26 protein-coding genes are annotated in these 16,812 nt (G+C 57.8%); 2 read left to right on the top strand and 24 right to left on the bottom strand.

What is annotated here, in order from left to right; translation table 11 throughout:
* Window positions 1–128: 128 nt before the first annotated feature.
* From ACTRWK_RS03050 to rpmC, 23 genes are all read right to left on the bottom strand, one after another.
* The gene (locus tag ACTRWK_RS03050) at window positions 129–842 is read right to left on the bottom strand and encodes an ATP12 family chaperone protein (RefSeq protein ID WP_462843789.1); all 714 of its coding nucleotides are present in this window, start codon (window positions 840–842) and stop codon (window positions 129–131) included.
* The gene (locus ACTRWK_RS03055) at window positions 839–1,888 is read right to left on the bottom strand and encodes an RluA family pseudouridine synthase (RefSeq protein ID WP_005849777.1); all 1,050 of its coding nucleotides are present in this window, start codon (window positions 1,886–1,888) and stop codon (window positions 839–841) included. The genes ACTRWK_RS03050 and ACTRWK_RS03055 overlap by 4 nt, the downstream gene beginning before the upstream one ends.
* A complete protein-coding gene (gene crcB / locus ACTRWK_RS03060) occupies window positions 1,885–2,265 on the bottom strand; it encodes a fluoride efflux transporter CrcB (RefSeq protein ID WP_289081712.1) in 381 nt (126 codons plus the stop codon). The genes ACTRWK_RS03055 and crcB overlap by 4 nt, the downstream gene beginning before the upstream one ends.
* Before the next feature lie 31 nt (window positions 2,266–2,296).
* Entirely contained in the window at window positions 2,297–3,604 is a 1,308-nt protein-coding gene (locus ACTRWK_RS03065) for a replication-associated recombination protein A (RefSeq protein WP_289081711.1), read from the bottom strand.
* A gap of 4 nt (window positions 3,605–3,608) precedes the next feature.
* Window positions 3,609–4,979 carry a trypsin-like peptidase domain-containing protein gene (locus tag ACTRWK_RS03070; protein WP_289081710.1) on the bottom strand — a complete coding sequence of 457 codons (1,371 nt, stop codon included), beginning with the start codon at window positions 4,977–4,979 and terminating at the stop codon, window positions 3,609–3,611.
* A gap of 138 nt (window positions 4,980–5,117) precedes the next feature.
* The gene (gene rplQ / locus ACTRWK_RS03075) at window positions 5,118–5,537 is read right to left on the bottom strand and encodes a 50S ribosomal protein L17 (RefSeq protein WP_005849785.1); all 420 of its coding nucleotides are present in this window, start codon (window positions 5,535–5,537) and stop codon (window positions 5,118–5,120) included.
* A 131-nt stretch (window positions 5,538–5,668) separates the two neighbouring features.
* Window positions 5,669–6,685 (bottom strand): DNA-directed RNA polymerase subunit alpha, encoded by a 1,017-nt coding sequence (locus ACTRWK_RS03080; RefSeq protein WP_005849787.1) that lies wholly within the window; start codon window positions 6,683–6,685, stop codon window positions 5,669–5,671.
* 116 nt (window positions 6,686–6,801) lie between these two features.
* Window positions 6,802–7,191 (bottom strand): 30S ribosomal protein S11, encoded by a 390-nt coding sequence (rpsK, locus tag ACTRWK_RS03085; RefSeq protein WP_005849789.1) that lies wholly within the window; start codon window positions 7,189–7,191, stop codon window positions 6,802–6,804.
* 15 nt (window positions 7,192–7,206) lie between these two features.
* Window positions 7,207–7,575, bottom strand: coding sequence for a 30S ribosomal protein S13 (rpsM, locus tag ACTRWK_RS03090; protein WP_005849790.1), 369 nt, complete (start codon window positions 7,573–7,575; stop codon window positions 7,207–7,209).
* A 311-nt stretch (window positions 7,576–7,886) separates the two neighbouring features.
* A complete protein-coding gene (locus ACTRWK_RS03095; RefSeq protein ID WP_289081709.1) occupies window positions 7,887–8,534 on the bottom strand; it encodes an adenylate kinase in 648 nt (215 codons plus the stop codon).
* Window positions 8,531–9,895 carry a preprotein translocase subunit SecY gene (gene secY / locus ACTRWK_RS03100; RefSeq protein WP_037945112.1) on the bottom strand — a complete coding sequence of 455 codons (1,365 nt, stop codon included), beginning with the start codon at window positions 9,893–9,895 and terminating at the stop codon, window positions 8,531–8,533. Before secY ends, ACTRWK_RS03095 begins: the two co-directional genes overlap by 4 nt.
* 120 nt (window positions 9,896–10,015) lie before the next feature.
* Window positions 10,016–10,498, bottom strand: coding sequence for a 50S ribosomal protein L15 (gene rplO, locus ACTRWK_RS03105; RefSeq protein ID WP_005849796.1), 483 nt, complete (start codon window positions 10,496–10,498; stop codon window positions 10,016–10,018).
* Between the two features lie 240 nt (window positions 10,499–10,738).
* Entirely contained in the window at window positions 10,739–10,927 is a 189-nt protein-coding gene (gene rpmD / locus ACTRWK_RS03110) for a 50S ribosomal protein L30 (protein WP_005849797.1), read from the bottom strand.
* A 2-nt stretch (window positions 10,928–10,929) separates the two neighbouring features.
* Window positions 10,930–11,511 carry a 30S ribosomal protein S5 gene (gene rpsE, locus ACTRWK_RS03115; protein WP_005849799.1) on the bottom strand — a complete coding sequence of 194 codons (582 nt, stop codon included), beginning with the start codon at window positions 11,509–11,511 and terminating at the stop codon, window positions 10,930–10,932.
* Window positions 11,512–11,620: 109 nt separating this feature from the next.
* Window positions 11,621–11,980: a 50S ribosomal protein L18 gene (gene rplR, locus ACTRWK_RS03120; RefSeq protein ID WP_005849801.1), complete on the bottom strand. Its 360-nt coding sequence runs from the start codon at window positions 11,978–11,980 to the stop codon at window positions 11,621–11,623.
* 11 nt (window positions 11,981–11,991) lie between these two features.
* Complete coding sequence (rplF, locus tag ACTRWK_RS03125) at window positions 11,992–12,525, bottom strand: 50S ribosomal protein L6 (RefSeq protein ID WP_005849804.1); 534 nt, start codon at window positions 12,523–12,525, stop codon at window positions 11,992–11,994.
* Window positions 12,526–12,535: 10 nt separating this feature from the next.
* On the bottom strand, window positions 12,536–12,928 hold the full coding sequence (gene rpsH, locus ACTRWK_RS03130) for a 30S ribosomal protein S8 (RefSeq protein ID WP_005849806.1): 393 nt from the start codon (window positions 12,926–12,928) through the stop codon (window positions 12,536–12,538).
* Window positions 12,929–12,940: 12 nt separating this feature from the next.
* On the bottom strand, window positions 12,941–13,246 hold the full coding sequence (gene rpsN, locus ACTRWK_RS03135; protein ID WP_005849808.1) for a 30S ribosomal protein S14: 306 nt from the start codon (window positions 13,244–13,246) through the stop codon (window positions 12,941–12,943).
* Between the two features lie 19 nt (window positions 13,247–13,265).
* Window positions 13,266–13,829 carry a 50S ribosomal protein L5 gene (gene rplE / locus ACTRWK_RS03140; RefSeq protein ID WP_005849810.1) on the bottom strand — a complete coding sequence of 188 codons (564 nt, stop codon included), beginning with the start codon at window positions 13,827–13,829 and terminating at the stop codon, window positions 13,266–13,268.
* On the bottom strand, window positions 13,822–14,133 hold the full coding sequence (gene rplX, locus ACTRWK_RS03145; RefSeq protein WP_005849812.1) for a 50S ribosomal protein L24: 312 nt from the start codon (window positions 14,131–14,133) through the stop codon (window positions 13,822–13,824). The genes rplE and rplX overlap by 8 nt, the downstream gene beginning before the upstream one ends.
* Complete coding sequence (rplN, locus tag ACTRWK_RS03150) at window positions 14,133–14,501, bottom strand: 50S ribosomal protein L14 (RefSeq protein WP_005849814.1); 369 nt, start codon at window positions 14,499–14,501, stop codon at window positions 14,133–14,135. The genes rplX and rplN overlap by 1 nt, the downstream gene beginning before the upstream one ends.
* 157 nt (window positions 14,502–14,658) lie before the next feature.
* Window positions 14,659–14,898 carry a 30S ribosomal protein S17 gene (gene rpsQ, locus ACTRWK_RS03155; protein ID WP_005849816.1) on the bottom strand — a complete coding sequence of 80 codons (240 nt, stop codon included), beginning with the start codon at window positions 14,896–14,898 and terminating at the stop codon, window positions 14,659–14,661.
* Between the two features lie 15 nt (window positions 14,899–14,913).
* On the bottom strand, window positions 14,914–15,120 hold the full coding sequence (gene rpmC, locus ACTRWK_RS03160) for a 50S ribosomal protein L29 (protein WP_005849818.1): 207 nt from the start codon (window positions 15,118–15,120) through the stop codon (window positions 14,914–14,916).
* Window positions 15,121–15,281: 161 nt separating this feature from the next.
* Between rpmC and ACTRWK_RS03165 the strand changes: the two genes are divergently transcribed.
* Window positions 15,282–15,902, top strand: coding sequence for a TIGR02466 family protein (locus tag ACTRWK_RS03165; protein ID WP_064215813.1), 621 nt, complete (start codon window positions 15,282–15,284; stop codon window positions 15,900–15,902).
* Here the strand turns inward: ACTRWK_RS03165 and ACTRWK_RS03170 are convergent.
* On the bottom strand, window positions 15,899–16,111 hold the full coding sequence (locus ACTRWK_RS03170; RefSeq protein WP_005849822.1) for a hypothetical protein: 213 nt from the start codon (window positions 16,109–16,111) through the stop codon (window positions 15,899–15,901). The two genes, ACTRWK_RS03165 and ACTRWK_RS03170, sit on opposite strands and share 4 nt — an antisense overlap.
* A gap of 213 nt (window positions 16,112–16,324) precedes the next feature.
* On the opposite strand from ACTRWK_RS03170, the gene ACTRWK_RS03175 reads away from it, so the two are divergent.
* A complete protein-coding gene (locus ACTRWK_RS03175; protein WP_289081708.1) occupies window positions 16,325–16,789 on the top strand; it encodes a hypothetical protein in 465 nt (154 codons plus the stop codon).
* Window positions 16,790–16,812 lie beyond the last annotated feature (23 nt).

Here is a 16,812-nt window from a genome sequence, read left to right on the forward strand (position 1 = left end):
CGGACCGGAGATGTTTTGGCGGGGTTATCCCCGTCAGTGGAAGGGAGTTTGGGCGAATTTACGCCGGAACGTCAAGTCAGTGTGCTCAAAAATGCCCTCAATCCTATGTATTGGGGTCACCGTGAAACCTATTCGGGCACGCTCAGGTCAAACATCAACTTAGCGTGTAAGAAACTAGTCTTTTTCACTGCGGCCAAGGCGTCTGCCTCGTCATCATTGCCCCACTGCTCGGCCTGCCAAATCTCGTCCAGACGCGAGATTTCCCAAATCGATTCCGCTTCCCTCGCGTCAAGCGCAGCCGCAAAGCCCAAGATCAACGAGCCAGACAGGCTCACAAGGTCGTGAAAGGCAGCGAGTTGCAAGTTGCTTAACGCATGGGTGCGCGCGGACAGGCGTGCGACATCCGCAGGTGACTGGGGTTCGTGCATGATCCCCACTCGGGTCTGCAAGCTCACGCCCAAGGCTTCGCGGGCCCACTCCAGCATGGGGTCCCATTGTTCGGCCTGCCGCGCGACCAGCTCAGCCGGGCTATCCGCGCGATAGCACAGCAGATCACAGTCGCCGTAGGCCGCCAACATATCCGCAACCTCGGCATGTTGCAGCGCAACCTTGTCGATCGCTGCATTGGCGGTTTTGGTAGCGGGCATGGTGTCGGGGTTGATCACCCCGTCCTGTGCCTGCCACTCAGCGGCGATTTTCTGTGCCATAGCGCGGGTTGGCACCACCAGTGCACGTTTGGCCGGCGTCTTGATCCCGCGCCCGTCAAGCTCGACAGTATAGCCACCCTCCGCCTCGACAACGGCCGCCTCTTTCCAGAAACGTTTCGCTTTCCAATCGCTCACCCCCAATCCTCCTCGAACGGGTCAGCAGGCACGTCGGAGGGTGCCCACTGGAACGTGTCCCAGGTGCGCGCCATATGGTCCGGCAGCGGGGCCGTGAGGTTCAGTCGCGCCTTGGTTACAGGGTGCTCCAGCGTCAGGGATCGCGCATGCAAGTGCAGCTTCTTCGAGATATCACCTCCCAGTTGCGCGCCCCATCCGTCGCCCATGTTTTCCTGACCTGAACCGCCATATTTTCCATCTCCGACAATGGGATGCCCGATTTCAGCCATATGCGCACGCAGCTGGTGCGTCCGGCCCGTCACAGGGATCAGCGCCATCCAGCAGGTCCGCTTACCGGCTTGTGCGAGGGTCGCATAATCGGTGGTCGCGCGCTTGGCGCCTTCGGTTGTTTCCATGTCTTTCGGGTGGACGCAGTACATCTTTTCGCCCTCACCACGGGCCCCGTGACCGAAGGCTTTGACCAGCCCGAATTTGATCGTCCCGTTGCGCGGATGCGGGACGCCCGCGACCGCAGCCCAGTAGATCTTGCGGGTTTCGCGATGGCGGAACGACGCTGTCAGCGCGGCGGCAATTGACCGTGTCCGCGCCATGATCAGCACGCCAGAGGTGTCTTTATCCAACCGGTGCACAAGGCGCGGCTTTTCATCAAGCTCGAACATCAAAGCATCGGCAAGCGCGTCGACGTGGCGGTCCGATTGACCAGACCCGCCTTGCACCGGCAGCCCCGGCGGTTTGTTCAGCGCGATGATGTGATCGTCGCGATAGATCACACAGGACCGGATAAACTTGGTATCCGCCTCTGATATCCGCGTGCGCTTGGGCGGCGGCGGAGCCTTTTCATCAGGCAGTGGGGGAATACGTACGGTCTGCCCGACCTCAAGCCGAGTAGAGGCTTTTACCCGCCCCCCATCAACACGGATGTCACCTTTCCGGCACATCTTTTCGATCAGCCCTTGGCCAATCAGCGGAAAGGTCCGTTTGAACCAACGGTCCAACCGTTGATCCCCGTCGCCTTCTTCTACGACCAGATGTTGAACCCGGCTCATGCAAATACCCCTCTGGCCACGAAAAGGCCCAGCATTAATCCTAGCACCGATAGCCCGACGGACAGTGCCACATATATCCCTGCCGCCCCGATCTGGCCGCGCTCCATCAACGTGACCGTCTCGAGCGAGAAGGACGAGAACGTTGTAAAGCCGCCAAGCACCCCGGTCATCACAAACGGGCTGATCTGCGTCAGCCCTTTTTGTGCGGCACACACCACAAAGAGGCCCATCAAGAACGACCCGATGATGTTGACCGTCAGGACCGCGACCGGAAAATCCGACAGCCCGACCAGCCGCGTCACGGCGACACCAAACAGATACCGCAAGGAGGCACCGATCGCGCCGCCCAGAGCGACAAGGGACAGGGTTGAAATCATCTGCGGTCTCTCACGGTTCACGTCCCGAATGTCAAGTTTTCCGCGTTGACCGCAGCTTTTCGAAATAATCGACGCGTTTTTTCAGGTCACGTTCAAAGCCTCGTTCGACAGGTTGATAGAACTGCGGTCGCTCCATCCCGTCGGGAAAGTAGTTCTGGCCGGAAAACCCGTCTTCGGCATCATGGTCATAGGCATACCCCGCGCCGTAGCCCTGTTCTTTCATCATCTTGGTGGGCGCGTTCATGATGTGCTTTGGCGGCGGAGAGGAGCCGGTTTGCTTGGCCGCACGCCGCGCTGCCTTATAGGCCACGTAGGCCGCGTTCGACTTGGGTGCCAGCGCAAGATACGTCAACGCCTGCGCAATCGCCAGCTCCCCTTCGGGCGAGCCGAGCCGCTCGTAGGTCTCCCACGATTGCAGGCAAACAGACTGCGCTTGCGGATCGGCAAGCCCGATATCCTCGACCGCCATGCGCGTGATCCGGCGCATCAGATACCGTGGGTCTTCGCCTCCCTCCAGCATCCGCGCCAGCCAGTACAGCGCCGCGTCTGGGTCAGAGCCGCGCACGGATTTATGCAGCGCTGAGATGAGGTTATAATGCGCGTCCCCCCCCTTGTCGTATTGCGCCGCGCGCCGCATCAACCGCGCCGACAGCGCCTTACCGTCCAGCTTGCCCTCGACCTTCCAAGCGGCGACTTGCTCTATCAGGTTGAGCAACGCACGCCCGTCGCCATCAGCCATCTCAAGCAGGTTTTCACGCGCAGGCCCGTCCAGTGGCAGGCCACGACCCAGTTCCTTTTCGGCCCTTTGGGCCAGCCGTTCCAGATCAGACAGCGGCAAGCGCTCCAACACCAGAACCTGCGACCGGCTCAGCACAGCGGCGTTCAGCTCGAACGATGGATTCTCGGTCGTGGCCCCGACCAGCAGGATCGTTCCATCCTCCATATGAGGCAGGAAGCCGTCCTGCTGCGCCTTGTTAAAGCGGTGGATCTCGTCGACGAACAGCAGTGTCCCCTGCCCGTTCTGTCGCCGGATTTTCGCCGCATCAAAGACCTTGCGGAGCTCAGGCACACCGCTGAAAATCGCGCTGATCTGCACGAAATGCAGGTCCGTCTCATCTGCCAGCAGTCGCGCGATCGTCGTTTTGCCAACGCCGGGCGGCCCCCAGAAAATCAGCGACCCCAGCGACCCCGACTGCAGCATGACCGTCAGCGGCGCGTCCGGCCCCAACACTTGTGACTGGCCGATGACCTCGCCCAAGCTTCGCGGGCGCAGCCGGTCCGCCAACGGGCGGTGCCCGCTTTCCACAGCCGGCGCGTCCGATCCAAATAGGTCCGCCATCGCGCTAGACCCGGAATTGCAGCGACAGACGCTGCACGCCACGCTGCACCACCATCGACACCTGACGGCTGCCCGCCATCTGGTCGCTGACGTCCGACGGTGCTTGCACCTCGGCCCCGTTCACGGCCAAGATCACATCCCCCTGCCGCAACCCCACGCGCGCACCATAGGGCCCGGTATCCATCACCGCCACACCCGCTACCTCAAGCGGGAGGTTCAATTCAGCCATCACAGCAGGATTGATCCGCGCCAACGCCAACCCCGGTAGCAAGCTGCTTTCATCCAGCGTGAGCGCGGCACGCGATGGCTCTTCCGGTGCGGCGATCAACGCGACCTCAACCTCTTCCACCTTGCCATCGCGCAGCCGCGTGATCCGCGCTTGCGCCCCCATCCCGGCCACGCTCATGCGGTAGATCATCTCGGCGGGTGTATGTACCTCTTGCCCATCGACCGCTGTGATCACATCGCCGACAGCCACACCGGCCTTCAGAAACGGGCTGGCAGGGTGCATCCCAGACACGATGATCCCGCCAGGCCGGTCCAGCCCAAGCGGGCCCGCCATATCCGCGTCCACCGGCTGCCCGCTCATCCCCGCCCAAGGTCGGGTAAATTCAACGGCCCCGTCGCGCGCCTGCGCCATGAACGCCGCGATCAAATTGGCAGGTATCGCAAAGCCAATCCCGTTTGACCCGCCAGAGCGTGTCAAGATCGAGGTGTTGATCCCGATCAACCGGCCCTCTACGTCGATCAACGCACCGCCAGAGTTGCCCGGGTTGATCGGTGCATCCGTCTGGATGAAGTATCCCTGCCCGCCACCGTTCATACCGCCAGACCGCGCAAGCCCTGACACGATCCCGCTGCTCACCGTTTGCCCGACCCCAAAGGGGTTGCCGATGGCCAGCGTCAACTCTCCGACCTCGACGGTATCGCTATCGCGCAACGACAAAGGGGTAAGCCCGTCGACGTCATCGATTTTCAGGATAGCCAGATCGCTCTCTGCATCGCTCAGCAGCACACGGGCGGAAAACTCGCGACGGTCCGACAGGACGATCCGAATGTCCGTCGACATCCCGACCACATGATAATTCGACACCACGATCCCGTCCTCCGACAGAATCACGCCGGACCCGAGCGAGTTCTGAACCCGTGGGCGGCCGGCATCTGGCCGTCGGAAGAAACGTTCAAAGAATGGATCAGCCTGCAGCGGCGTGCGGCTTTGTTCGACGATGGTGCGGGCGTAGATGTTCACCACGGCGGGCGCGGCCTCGCGGACCAGCGGCGCAAAGCTCAACTGGATCTGCGCGGCAGAGCTTGGCACAGTTTGCGCAGCGGCAGGGAAAGACAGAACGGTCAGCAGGATCAGAAGTATTCTCATGCCCCCAGATATGCGCAGCCATAGGCCCTTGCGCAACACCCGAGTTCCAAATGGATTTAAATCCTCGCCGAAGGCATAAAAGCAAAAAGCCCCTGCGTTGGCAGGGGCTTTCAGAATTCTTAACAAAAGCAGGTCGCTTTAGTCTTCGGCAACCTCATAGGCCGCGACGCGCGCCTTGTCGTTTGCACCCTTCGCGTCGCGGTCGCGATCTACGAATTCGATGATGGCCATAGGTGCCATATCGCCATAACGGAAGCCCGCCTTCAGAACGCGGACATAGCCACCCTGACGGTCTTTGTAGCGAGGGCCCAGGATGTCGAACAGTTTCGCGACATACTGGTCTTGCTTCAGCTTGCTTGCAGCCTGACGACGCGCGTGCAGGTCGCCGCGCTTTGCCAATGTGATCATCTTTTCGATGATTGGCTTCAATTCTTTGGCTTTTGGCAATGTTGTTTTGATTTGCTCATGTTCGATGAGCGAGCCTGCCATGTTCGAGAACAACGCCTTGCGGTGTTCATGTGTACGGTTCAGGCGGCGGTAACCACGTGCGTGACGCATTTTCTAGTCTCCAGTTTAATGCCCTCTACGGGCGGTTTTGCTTTGTCTGGCTGGCGTGCGTAGCGCCAACTCTCCTTGGGGCCGATGCCCGGTCGTATTGTCGGGCGGGGAAGCCCCACCCGACAAATCTCTTAGAACGAATCCTCGAACTTTTTCGCGAGGTCTTCGATGTTGTCTGGTGGCCAGTCCTCGACGTCCATACCAAGGTGCAGGCCCATGCCCGATAGCACTTCCTTGATCTCGTTCAAAGACTTGCGGCCAAAGTTCGGCGTGCGCAGCATTTCGGCTTCGGTCTTCTGGATCAGATCGCCGATGTAGACGATGTTGTCGTTCTTCAGGCAGTTTGCCGAACGGACGGACAGTTCCAGCTCGTCCACTTTCTTCAGCAGCAGCGGGTTGAATTCCAGACCGTCGTCGTCGTCCTGACGCGATGCGGATTCAGGCTCGTCGAAGTTGACGAAGATGCCCAGCTGATCCTGCAGAATACGCGCAGCAAAGGCCACGGCATCGTCAGGAGAGATGGAGCCGTCTGTTTCGACTTTCATCGTCAGCTTGTCATAATCCAGCACCTGACCTTCGCGGGTCGGTTGCACGTCATAGGACACTTTCTTGACCGGCGAATAGATCGCGTCGATCGGGATAAGACCGATAGGCGCATCTTCTGGCTTGTTCTTGTCTGCCGCCACATAGCCCTTGCCGGTGTTGACCGTCAGTTCCATGTAAACGTCAGCGTTGTCATCCAGGTGGCAGATCACGTGATCGCGGTTCAGAATTTCGATACCAGCGCTTTCGGAGATGTCACCAGCAGTGACAACACCCGGCCCCTTGGCAGAGATCGACAGGCGCTTTGGCCCTTCGACTTCCATGCGCAGGGAAACGCCTTTGAGGTTCAGAACGATGTCGGTGACATCTTCGCGAACACCCGCAACGCTCGAAAATTCGTGCAAAACATTATCAATTTGTACAGATGTGATGGCGGCACCTTGCAGCGACGACATCAGAACGCGGCGCAGCGCGTTGCCCATTGTCAAACCAAAGCCACGCTCGAGCGGCTCTGCGATGACAGTAGCCTGACGTGCAGGGTCATTGCCCGGCTTGACGTCCAACTGCTGTGGCTTGATCAATTCAGCCCAATTTTTGTGGATCATACGTCCCTCCATTCCTGTTCTGCGCCCCATGTCCAAATGGCGAAGAACTCCCGAGGTTTCAACAAAGCAGTAAGAGGCCGTGCGCAAAGACGCGGCCCCTATTGTAACTTATACTCTTAGACGCGGCGGCGTTTCGGAGGGCGGCAGCCGTTGTGCGCCATTGGGGTCACGTCACGGATCGATGTGATGTTGAACCCGGCAGCTGCCAGCGCGCGCAGGGCGCTTTCACGGCCGGAGCCGGGGCCTTGCACTTCGACTTCCAGCGTTTTCACGCCGTGGTCCTGGGCTTTTTTACCTGCATCTTCAGCAGCCATCTGAGCCGCGTAAGGTGTCGATTTACGCGACCCTTTAAAGCCCATGGTGCCTGCGGAGGACCAGGAAATTGCGTTACCCTGAACGTCAGAGATCAGGATCTTTGTGTTGTTGAAGCTGGAATTAACATGCGCCACACCTGCGGCGATGTTCTTGGAAACCTTACGCTTCGTCTTTGTCTTTTCGCGTGCCATTGATCAGACCCTCCCTTACTTCTTCTTACCGGCAATGGCCTTTGCAGGGCCTTTGCGCGTACGAGCGTTGGTGTGGGTACGCTGACCACGAACCGGCAGGTTACGACGGTGGCGCAGGCCACGGTAGCAACCAAGGTCCATCAGACGCTTGATGTTCATCTGCGTGTCGCGACGCAGGTCACCTTCGACGGTGTAGTTTTCGTCGATATACTCACGGATTTTCAGGATTTCAGCATCCGAAAGTTCGTTGATACGACGTGTGGAATCGATGCCAACAGCTTCGCAGATTGCAGCTGCGGAGGAGTTACCGATACCGGTGATATATGTGAGGGCGATTGGAACCCGCTTTGCAGTCGGGATGTTTACGCCGGCAATACGTGCCACGTGTGTGCTTCCTTTTCGTTGCGGGTCCGTCATGCCAGACCCTTTTTTCACAACGTGAAGCCCGAGGCGAATGTGCCGTCGGGCTCCAGCTGATCAGGTGTTCATGCGCAGGGCGTGATCGGTGCCCGTTGCAATTCGATTCTCTTACGAGATACGGCTGGTTATGAGGAATTGACCGGCGCGTCAACCCATAGCGGCTGAACGCCGCATGGATATCCCTTTCAATCTGAAAGCACCCCACCCTGCCCCATATAATAGCAAAACGGCGCGCTTCGAAAAGCGCGCCGTTGCCTATCGGTCGTAAGGTTGCATTAAGCGTCCAGAACCTTGGCGATGCTGTTCTGCACCTCTTTAATGTCCGCCAGACCGTCAACCCGCGTGAGCATGTTGTGGGCGTAATAATAGCCCAACAGCGGCGAGGTCTTCTTGTAGTATTCCATCAAACGGTTGCGGAGGCTTTCCTCGTTATCGTCTGCGCGGCGTTTGAAGTCAGACGCGCCGCATTTTTCGCATTTTCCGTCGGCGGGCTGAGGCTTGGTCACGTCGTGATAGACTTCACCACAGTTGCCGCAGGTGGACCGACCGGAGATACGCGTAACCAGCGCCTCATCATCCACGCCCAACTGGATCACGTGATCCAATGGCTTGCCTGTCGCTTCCAGCAGTTCACCAAGCGCAGTGGCCTGCGCCAGCGTGCGTGGGAAACCGTCAAAGATGAAACCGCCGTGGTCAGTGGTGTCTTCCAGCTTTTCGCGGATCAGGCCGATCACGATCTCGTCGGTCACCAGATCACCGCGCGCCATAACATCGGCAACCATGTTGCCCATCTCTGTCCCGCTGTCTTTGGCTTCACGCAGCATGTCACCGGTGGAAAGCTGTACCATATTGCGTGTCTCAACCAGATGACGCGCTTGTGTACCTTTACCCGCTCCGGGTGGTCCTAAGAGAATAATGTTCATCGACGTACCGGGCTCCGTTTTTTCCGTGGTTTGCCAGACTTACCGCGCAACTGGGAACGCTCAAGCAGACCTTCATACTGATGTGCAAGCAAATGGCTTTGTACCTGCTGGATCGTGTCCATGGTCACGGACACAACAATCAGCACCGACGTACCGCCAAAGTAGAACGGGATCGCAAACTGGCCACGCAGGATTTCGGGCAGAATACAAACAGCCGCGAGGTAAAGCGACCCGAGCACCAGAATGCGGTTCACAACATATTCCAGATACTCGGCGGTTTTCTTACCGGGACGGATACCGGGGACGAAACCGTTCTGGTTCTTCAGGTTGTCCGCAACCTCGTCAGGCTTGAAGCTGACGTTGAACGTGTAGAAGTATGCAAAGAAGACGATCATCGCGACAAAGAACAGCAGGTACAGCGGCTGGCCGGGGCCGAAGTTGGCCAGCAGAACCGACATCACCGGACCGGTAGAATTGCCCGAGAACGTGCTGATCGTGACCGGCAGCAGCAGCAAAGAGCTGGCAAAGATCGCAGGGATAACACCGGCGGGGTTCACCTTGACCGGCAGGTGCGAAGAACCGCCATCGTACATCTTTTGCCCAACCTGACGGCGCGGGTACTGGATGTGGATCTTGCGCAAGGCGCGTTCCATAAAGACGACGAACATGATCGTCGCGATAACCATAACCAGCACGCCAACGATAATCGCGGGGCTGATCGCACCAGAACGACCCGAAGAGAAGAACTGCGCAATCGCGGCAGGAACCTCGGCGATGATGCCAACAAAGATGATCAGCGAGATACCGTTACCGATGCCGCGTGCGGTGATCTGCTCACCCAGCCACATCAGGAACATCGTGCCACCGACCAGCGTGATCATACAAGCGATGCGGAAATACATGCCCGGATCAGCGGCGATATCGCCAGCCTCAAGGGAGACAGCCAGGCCATAGGCCTGGAGCGTCGCCAGAGCCACCGTACCGAAGCGGGTGTATTGGTTGATCTTCTTGCGTCCCTGCTCGCCCTCTTTCTTGAGCTGCTCAAGCGCGGGCACCATCGAGGTCATCAGCTGAACGATGATCGATGCAGAGATGTAGGGCATGATACCCAAGGCAAAGATCCCCATACGGCCAAGTGCGCCGCCGGTGAACATGGAAACCATGCCGCCGATGCCTTGACCCGCGCTTTCCATAAACTGGCGCAGGGCGGTGCCGTCGATCCCGGGAACCGGAATGAACGTGCCAAGGCGATAAACGATCAACAACCCCAGAGTGAATAGAATCCGGTTGCGCAGGTCTGTCGCCTTGCCCAACGCGGACCAACTGGTGTTGGCGGCCATGCTTTCGACGGCTGATACCATGATATAGGGCTCTTTCTTTGCAAAAACGCCGCCCAAGCCGTTTTCCGGCGGGCGGCATTTGGGAAAACTCGATTGACTATGTAAGCGGGACGCGTCCCGCTCACAAGGCAAAAGGTCGGGTTACGCGTCTGCGTTTGCCGCGGCAGGTGCTGTGACGGTCAGTTTGCCGCCCGCTTTTTCTACGGCTTCAACCGCGGATTTGGATGCACCGGATACCTGCAGTTCAACCTTGGCGTTGAAATCGCCTTTGGCCAGAACGCGGATACCGTCCAACTTGCGACGAACCAGACCGGAGGAAATCAGGGCGTCCTCGGTGATCGCAGCGGAGGCGTCGATCTTTTTGGCGTCGATGAATTTCTGGATCAGGCCCAGGTTTACAACGGCATAGGACTTCCGGTTTGGCTTGGTGAAGCCGCGCTTTGGAAGACGTTGGTACAAGGGCATTTGACCGCCTTCGTAACCGTTGATCGATACACCCGAACGGGATTTCTGACCTTTGATACCACGGCCACCCATTTTACCGGTGCCGGAACCAGGACCACGGCCTACGCGCTTGCGTTTCTTGGTGGCGCCTTCGTTGTCAGACAGTTCATGAAGTTTCATGTCGCTTCTCCTTTTGCCGGATGTGGCCCCCAGCGACGGGAGCGGCCAAACGCGGCGTTGCATGATTCTTGTGGCGGATTGGTGGCCACTGGGGGCGTATAGACGGGAGGCCTGAAGGTTTCAAGCCCTGCCCCAACTCCCAGGTGCCCGAGACAAATGAAAACGCCCCGTAGTTTCCCACGGGGCGTCGATACCGAGCAACAAGACCATTATAAAGTCTCTAGCTTTCTAGGAAAGCGTTCAGCCTTTTTCTTCGATGATCTCAACCATGTGAGAAATCTTGCGGATCATGCCGCGAACGGAAGGTGTGTCTTCCAGTTCACGCACACGGTGCATTTTGTTCAGACCCAGACCAATCAACGTAGCGCGCTGGTCGGCGGGGCGGCGGATTGGCGAGCCAACCTGCTTGATTACGATCGTCTTAGCCATGCTTATGCCTCCTCAGCGACTTGTGCGGACGATTCAACATTGTCCTCACGCTTGGGCAGAATGTCTGCAACTTTCTTGCCGCGACGCTGAGCAACAGCACGTGGCGAAGATTCTTTTTTCAGGCCGTCCATGGTGGCACGGATCATGTTGTAAGGGTTCTGGGTCCCGATGGACTTCGATACAACGTCCTTAACACCCAGCATTTCGAATACGGCACGCATTGGACCACCGGCGATGATCCCGGTACCTTCTGGTGCTGTGCGCATTACAACGCGACCGGCACCGTGACGGCCTTCCATGTCGTGGTGCAAAGTGCGGCCTTCGCGCAGCTGAACGCGGATCATTTGGCGCTTAGCTTGCTCGGTGGCTTTGCGAATGGCTTCTGGAACCTCTTTCGCTTTACCTTTGCCGAAGCCTACGCGGCCCTTTTGGTCGCCAACAACGACAAGTGCAGCGAAGCCAAAGCGCTTACCACCCTTAACGGTTTTGGAAACGCGGTTGATCGCCACTAGGCGGTCGGCGAATTCGGGTGTCTCGTCGCGTTGGTTGCGGCGGTTGCCACCCCGGTTGTCATCTCTTGCCATGCGGCATCATCCTTTTGGTGCTGCGCTTGCGCGCGTCATAGAGTCAATCCAAGTGGGCAAAGCCCCCGGATCATCGAGGCGGCGCGAGACCCGCGCCGCCTACGTTCGCTTAGATTTTCAGACCGCCTTCACGGGCTGCATCGGCCAAAGCTTTGATCTTGCCGTGGAACAGGAAACCGCCACGGTCAAAATATGCTTCGCTTACACCGGCCTTCTTGGCACGCTCGGCGATCGCCGAACCAACCTTGGTCGCTGCTTCGATGTTGTTCTTGCCAACAACGCCCAAGTCTTTTTCCATCGAGGACGCGGAAGCCAATGTGACCCCGTTTACGTCGTCGATCAGCTGGGCGCTGATGTTTTTGTTCGAGCGGTGAACGGAGAGGCGAAGACGCCCTGCGTTGACCCGGCGAAGTTTGTTCCGAACGCGCAGGCGGCGTTTCAGAAACAGTTGTCTTTTGCTGTTTGCCATCTGTGCGATCCTTACTTCTTCTTGCCTTCTTTGCGGAAGACGAACTCACCCTTATAGCGGATGCCTTTGCCCTTGTAGGGCTCGGGCTTGCGCCATGCGCGGATGTTCGCAGCGACCTGACCAACAAGCTGTTCGTCAATGCCTTCTACCACAATCTCGGTCTGTTTCGGGGCTGTGACTGTCACACCTTCGGGTGCCACATAGTCAACATCGTGGGACAGTCCCAGGTTCAGTTTCAGCGTGTTGCCGTTCATGGCAGCACGATAACCAACACCCTGGATCTCAAGCTCTTTTTTGAAGCCTTCGGTGACGCCGGCAACCAGGTTGCTAACCATTGTGCGGCTCATGCCCCACTGCTGGCGTGCGCGCTTGGATTTGCCGCGTGGTGTGATGGTGACCACGTTGTCTTCGACAGCCAATGTAACGTCGTCAGTTGCCTTGAAGGAACGTGTTCCCTTGGGGCCTTTGACTTCGATGGTCTGGCCGCTCACGGATGCTGTAACACCGCTTGGCAGGTCGACCGGTTTTTTACCAATACGAGACATTTTGCTCTCCTTAGAATACGGTGCAGAGCACTTCGCCGCCAACGTTCTGGCTGCGTGCATTCTGATCCGACATCACACCCTTGGGGGTGGAGACAATCGACACACCAAGGCCCTGACGGACAACGGGAATGTCATTGACGCCCATGTAGACGCGGCGACCGGGCTTGGAAACCCGCTTCAGCTCGCGAATAACAGGTTCGCCCTCGTAGTACTTGAGGCTGATTTCAATCGCGGGGTGGCCATCGGCGCCCGTTTTTGCTTCGTAGCCACGGATGTAGCCTTCGTCTGCAAGCACGTCCAGAACCCATGCACGCAGCTTGGAAGCTGGTGTCATGACGGTGGATTTGCCGCGCAGCGAAGAGTTACGGATGCGTGTCAGCATATCTGCGATAGGATCGTTCATCTGATGCGCTCCTTACCAGCTCGACTTGACCATGCCGGGGATTTGGCCCGAAGAGCCAAGGTCCCGCAGCGCGATCCGCGAAATTTTCAGTTTACGGTAGTAAGCGTGTGGACGGCCTGTCAGCTGGCAGCGGTTGTGCAGACGCACAGCGCTGGAGTTGCGAGGCAGTTTTGCCAGCTTCAGGGAGGCGCGGAAACGCTCTTCCATCGGCTTGGATTCGTCGCTTACGATCTCTTTCAAGGCAGCGCGCTTGGCAGCGTACTTCTTGACCAGTGCTTCGCGCTTCTTTTCGCGCTCGATCATGGATTTCTTAGCCATATCTAAATCCTCCCCGCGCTTACGATGTGAAGGGCATGTTGAACGCTTTCAACAGTGCCTTCGCTTCAGCGTCGGTTTTCGCCGTGGTGGCGATCACGATGTCCATTCCCCAAGTCTCATCAACTTTATCAAAGTCGATTTCGGGGAACACGATGTGCTCTTTCAAGCCCATGGCGTAGTTGCCACGGCCGTCAAAGCTGTTGCCGTTGATGCCGCGGAAGTCGCGGATACGAGGCATTGCGATCGTGATCAGACGATCCAGGAATTCGTACATACGCTCGCCACGCAGGGTCACTTTCGCACCCAAAGGCATGTCTTCACGTACGCGGAAACCAGCGATGGATTTCTTGGCAACAGTTGTCAGCGCTTTTTGGCCGGCGATTGTTGTCAGGTCTTCCTGTGCGGATTTGGCTTTCTTGCTGTCACGAACAGCTTCTGCACCACAGCCGATGTTCAGAACGATCTTATCCAGACGCGGGATCTGCATTTCGTTCTTGTAACCGAACTCTTCCTTCAGAGCAGCGCGAATTTTGTCCGCGTATTCGCCCTTCAGGCGGGGTGTGTATGTTGCGTTATCAAGCATCGATCACGTCCCCCGTGGTTTTTGCAAAGCGCACTTTCTTGTCGCCTTCGATTTTAAAGCCAACGCGGGTTGCTTTGCCGTTGGCATCAACCAGCGCCAGGTTGCTCAGATCGATGGGCATCGCTTTGGGAATACGGCCGCCTTGCGACGTCTGGGACTGACGCGTGGCGCGGATTGCCATGTTGATACCATCTACGATTGCTTTGTTGGCCTTTGGGTCAACGGACGAGATGGAACCCGTCTTGCCCTTGTCCTTGCCAGCAAGCACGATGACTTTGTCACCTTTGCGAAGTTTAGCAGCCATTACAGCACCTCCGGCGCAAGCGAGATAATCTTCATGAAGTTTTTGGCGCGCAGCTCACGAACAACTGGCCCGAAGATACGTGTACCTACAGGTTCATTCGAGTTGTTCAGGATGACGGCGGCGTTACGATCGAAACGGATGGCTGTGCCATCTTCACGACGAACTTCCTTGGCAGTGCGAACGACGACGGCTTTACGCACGTCACCCTTTTTCACACGACCGCGAGGGATGGCTTCCTTGACCGACACGACAATAATGTCGCCGACGGATGCGTATTTACGCTTGGAACCACCCAATACCTTGATGCACTGAACACGGCGCGCGCCGCTGTTGTCAGCAACATCCAGGTTGGTCTGCATCTGGATCATTTGGTTTCTCCCGACCTTCTGGGGGGCGATGCGTGCCCTAACCCCAGGGTTTCGATTATATTGGTCCGCCCGAAATGGGCATCTCGCTCGTGCCTTTGGGCCTTGCCGCCCTCAGAGTCAAGGGAAACAAGGACCTCAGGCCCGAGCGAGCAGTACCTTAAGCCTCAGCGGCTTGCAGCACTTCCCAACGTTTGGTTTTCGACTTTGGTGCACATTCGATGATGCGAACGGCGTCGCCCACTTTGAATGTGTTGTTCTCATCGTGCGCCCGGTATTTTTTGGACTTACGGATGGTTTTCTTCAGAACCGGGTGCGTAAAGCGACGCTCTACGGAAACGGTTACTGTCTGTGCGTTGGCATCGCTTGTCACGGTGCCTGTCAGGATACGTTTGGGCATACTCTCAGGCTCCTATTATTCAGCAGATGCCGCGGCAGCGGCTTTCTGGTTCAGAACGGTTTTGACACGTGCGACGTCACGCTTAACGGTCTTCAAACGTGCGGAGTTTTCCAGCTGGCCTGTGGCTTGCTGGAAACGCAGGTTGAAGGATTCTTTTTTCAGGTTAACAAGCTCATCGCGGAGTTGATCCGGCGTCTTGTCGTGCAGTTCTTTGGCGTTCATCGCCTCTTCCTTTCGACATCACCAGTAGGCCCCTTATGGGTGACCATGATTCTGGTGGAGTTCATGTGAAAGGTTCCTCTACAGGCCCTACCCCTGTTTGGCAAGCAAGCTTTCTATAAAACCGTATCGCCACCCAGAACGGGCTGATATAGAACGGCCCTATGTCACAGATAGAATCCCTTTTCGTCACCCGTCTTTACCGCGCCGCCCTGTCCGAGCACGGTCAACCCGTTGATCCGGCCGAGCTGGAGGCCGCGTGCCTGTCCATCGCCGAGGATGACGAGGCCGGGCAGGAATGGTGCGAGGAACATGATTTCCCGGGCTACACCAGCTATGCATCGCTCACCGATCTGCCGTGGCGGTTCCCGATCTTCAAGACGGTGAAGAAAGCGCTGGATAAACACGTCAAGGCTTTTGCAAAGGAACTGGCGTTTGATCTGGACGGGCGCAAGCTCAAGCTGGAAGACCTCTGGATTAACATCCTACCCGAAGGCGGCATCCATACGGCACATATCCATCCCCATTCGGTGATCTCCGGCACGACCTATGTGGCGATGCCCGAAGGCACGAGCGCGCTTAAGCTCGAAGATCCGCGGCTGCCGATGATGATGGCTGCCCCCGGTCGCAAGAAAGACGCCCCGCGAGAGCTGCGCCAGTTCGTCTATGCACAACCCGTCGTCGGTGACGTGCTGCTTTGGGAAAGCTGGCTGCGACACGAAGTGCCGATGAACATGTCCGAAGACGATCGCATCTCGGTCTCGTTCAACTACGCCTGGGGTTAACCACGTTTGGGCGGCGTTGCCTTGCGCGCCGCCTCTTGCTCTTTGATCGCGGCCTTTTCCTCTTTGGTCAGCTTATTGCCCCACTGATTATTGCTAAGCCCCAGATCATCCGGCATCGGCTTGGTCTTGCCCTTTTTGATCGTACCCCCCTTCTCGAGAAACGCTTTGATCAGGTCTTCGTCGGTGGTGGGCTTGGGCACATGCTTCATGTCAGCTCCTATAGGCAGGTTAGCCCGAGCCTATGCGCCACGCCTTGCGCTGGCTAGACCCTGCCGCCGCTTATTCATCGTGCATTAATGTTTCAAAAATCGCGGGCTGGATCACGTCACCGCGGGTTCAGCAGCTTGTGACTAGGATTGCATGTGTCCCGGTGCCATCTCGACCCCGTTACCGTAAACGATGCGCACATAAGGAAGCCCCACGTGGATACCCCAAACCAAATCCCCCTGCCCGCCCTTGCCCTTGCCGGTCTGGTCGGCGAACTCACATTCGAGGCCTACGCATGGCTCGCCTCTCCCGTCCTGTTCGGCGTCAAGCTAGAACCCGCGAACCTGGTCATCGGGCTAAGCAAAAAGCTTTTGGGCCTCGACCTGACTTACGGCGCGGCCTTCGCCGTCCACTTCCTGATTGGCGCGTTAGGATTTGCAGCGGTGGTCTATCTGACCAAGCGGATGACACAGCTCGGCTATTTCGGCGCGGGTGCCCTGGCCGGAGTCATCTTGTGGTTTGTCGCCCAAGGTATTTTGGCACCGCTGATGGGGCGTAGCTTCATGATGGGTTTTGGCACCTACACGCAGTCATCCTTCGTGGGGCACGTGGGCATGACCATTGTCATCGCGCTGGTCTGGCAGAAACTGGCACGCCGCACCGCCAAGCTGTTTACCTAAACCCCGCACCGACCGACAAAAAC

The organism is Sulfitobacter sp. G5_S2_6_S6 (assembly GCF_054968505.1).